Origin of the sequence: Desulforadius tongensis, from assembly GCF_016907915.1 — a bacterium.
Classification (GTDB): domain Bacteria; phylum Bacillota; class Desulfotomaculia; order Desulfotomaculales; family Desulfohalotomaculaceae; genus Desulforadius; species Desulforadius tongensis.
Genome location: NZ_JAFBCW010000054.1, coordinates 1 through 2769, shown reverse-complemented (window position 1 = coordinate 2769; position 2769 = coordinate 1). Strand labels below are relative to the sequence as shown.

2 protein-coding genes are annotated in these 2769 nt (G+C 44.0%); both read right to left on the bottom strand.

The window, feature by feature from the left end; genetic code table 11:
• Positions 1–159: 159 nt before the first annotated feature.
• Entirely contained in the window at positions 160–1314 is a 1155-nt protein-coding gene (locus tag JOC37_RS13030) for a S1C family serine protease (RefSeq protein WP_204619579.1), read from the bottom strand.
• A 53-nt stretch (positions 1315–1367) separates the two neighbouring features.
• A complete protein-coding gene (locus tag JOC37_RS13025; protein WP_338017395.1) occupies positions 1368–2474 on the bottom strand; it encodes an HD-GYP domain-containing protein in 1107 nt (368 codons plus the stop codon).
• Positions 2475–2769 lie beyond the last annotated feature (295 nt).

Here is a 2769-nt window from a genome sequence, read left to right as displayed (position 1 = left end):
GCCGCGGACACCCTTGCCTTAAGCTAACGTTTACTGCTACCTTCAACGTTCGGGACTTTCACCCTATAGACATTGCCCATGCCGGGCACACATAACTAAACACCGCCGGAAAAGTCCGGCGGTGCTGTACTGCTGACCGTGAAAAGTGCTGTCTTAAATTTACCGGTATCCTTTAGGCCGCTCGGTAACTGTTATATATACGGTCAGTTTTTGTCCTTCCCTGATGATACCAACTTTTATTGTATCGCCCACTTTTTTGGCCCGTACGGTATCTACAAGTTCCTCAGCATCCTTTATTTCAGCATCATCTAGGCTGATTATCACATCCCCCTGTTTCAAACCGGCCCTATAAGCAGGGCTGCCCGGCACCACCCCGGCTATTAATACCCCCCACTCCTGCTGCAGGCCCAGGTATCTTGCTACTTCCGGGGTTAATGTTTGGGGCTGTACCCCCATCCACGGGCGTACCACACGACCTTTTTCAATCAGTTCATCCAAAACCTGGTTAACGGTACTGGTGGGAATGGCAAAACCAATACCCTGGGCCTCGGCATTAACAGCGGTGTTAATCCCCACCACTTCACCCCTGAGGTTCAACAGCGGCCCCCCGCTGTTGCCGGGGTTAATGGAGGCATCGGTTTGTAACAAATGCTTGTAGTGACGATCCTGCACCGTCACCGGTCGTTCTTTAGCACTTATTACCCCCACCGTTACGGTGTCTTCCAGTCCATAGGGACTGCCTATGGCTATCACCCAGTTGCCCACTTTAATATCCTCTGAGCTGCCCATTTTTAAAGTGGGCAGGTCTTTACTAACTTCTATTTTCAGCACCGCCAAATCCAAATCGAAATCAGCACCCACCAATTGGGCGGGAACCGCCTTTTCTTGGCCCTTAATCCGCACATATATTTCCTTGGCCCCATTGATAACATGCTCGTTTGTTAAAATGTACCCATCTTTGGAAATGATAAACCCTGACCCCAGCCCCGCTTTCTGCCTCACCTGTGGAGGTAAGGAACCGCCAAAAAACTGCCTGAAAAACGGGTCATTAAAAAATGGGTTATTAACTTCTTCCACCACCACCGTTTCTATTTTCACCACCGCCGGGCTGGCTTTTGCAGCTATGTTAGCAATGGTATCCGGCCCAACCCCGGGGAGAGACATGGCAGTATTGCCGGTATTTTGAGAGCTGTCGGGTAACTGATTCTCACCGGTACTGCTGCTGTTATCCCTTTCAGTACATCCGATACCGATCATCAATACCAGCAAAAGGGTAATAACTATAAAGACAAGGCTTTTTTTGTTTTTCAGCATTATACCACCCCTTTGATGATAGTATTTCACTGCCCGAAGCCGTTAAACCGATTTCACTTCGCTTCAAAATTCTGCCTCAAAGATTCAATTTCATATTCCTCCAGCACCCTGGTTATAACCTTATCTGTAACCTCAGCCAGATTTAAATACAGGGGCTGTTTAAGAGGCTTTCCCAATGCATCGTAAAGTATCTTCAGCCGGGGTCTCAACGACATCCCCTTATCCGTGCCCATTACCACAGCAATTTCACCTGTGTTCATCTGCACAAATGTACCTGCGGGATACGCTGCCACATGATCTAAAAAAGCCTTTACAATATCATACTTAAACAAATAATCCCCGGAACCGGCTATCATTTCAAATGCCTCGTGGGGCGGAAAGGCTTTCCGGTACACCCGGTTGGCAGTAATTGCATCATACATATCTACCAAACCGACAATTTGAGCAAACTCATGTATTTCATTTCCCGAAAGCCCCTGGGGATACCCCTGGCCGTTAAAACGCTCGTGGTGCTGATATGCTGCCACGCGTGAAGTTATACTGATATTAGGGTTGGATTTCAGTATTTCAAATCCCCACTGGGAGTGTTTTTTTATTATCTCAAATTCATCAGCTGTTAACTTACCCGGTTTATTTAAAATTTCTTTGGGCACCTTTATCTTTCCAATATCATGCAGCATGGCGCCCACAGCTAAATTATACAGTCTCTTTCGTTCATAGCCCAGTGCAATGCCGGTAATCAATGCCAGTACACAAACATTTACAGAATGGCCAAAAACGTAGTCGTCAGTGCTTCTTATGTCATTTAAATTAACCATAATGTCACTGTTGCTCAACAAATCTTCTATTATTTCATTAACGGACTTAAAAACTTCCGGGTGCACAATAATGTTTTTAGCTATGTTGTTTTCCACATCTTTGTTAAATATTTTTTTCACATTGCAAACGGCGTTTAACCTTGTTTCTTCGGCTATAACATCATCAATTTTCAATTCCGGAACCAGCCCGTCATCTATATATACCGCAGGAATGCTTAACTCCTTTAATTTTTGAACATAATTTTCATTAAGTACCACACCTTTATTTAGTAAAACCCGGCCGTTGCTGTCATAAATAGATTTGGCCAGCTTCATTCCTGGTTTAACATAATCTATGCTCACTTTCCTCAACGGTAACACCTCAGAATATGCCTTTATGAAAGCTTACAATTCTACAAAAATTTTACTACTCCTGCATTTTTATCTTAATAATAGCTAAATACTTTGGTAAAAAAAATTATTTAACTAAAATTGGCGAAAATTTTCTACCATTAATCTAAGCAGTGTAGTTAAATAGGTTCATAAAAATTTTTTATAATTTCAAATCGAGTAGGGTAACGCCGCAGTAATTTGCTACGGCGTTATCCCTCTCACAGAACCGTACGTACGGGCCTCGTATACGGCTCCTGATAAACCT

Bases quoted from the DNA above. Each gene is read 5' to 3' on its own strand.
- JOC37_RS13030 (WP_204619579.1), bottom strand. From the start codon at position 1,314: ATGCTGAAAAACAAAAAAAGCCTTGTCTTTATAGTTATTACCCTTTTG.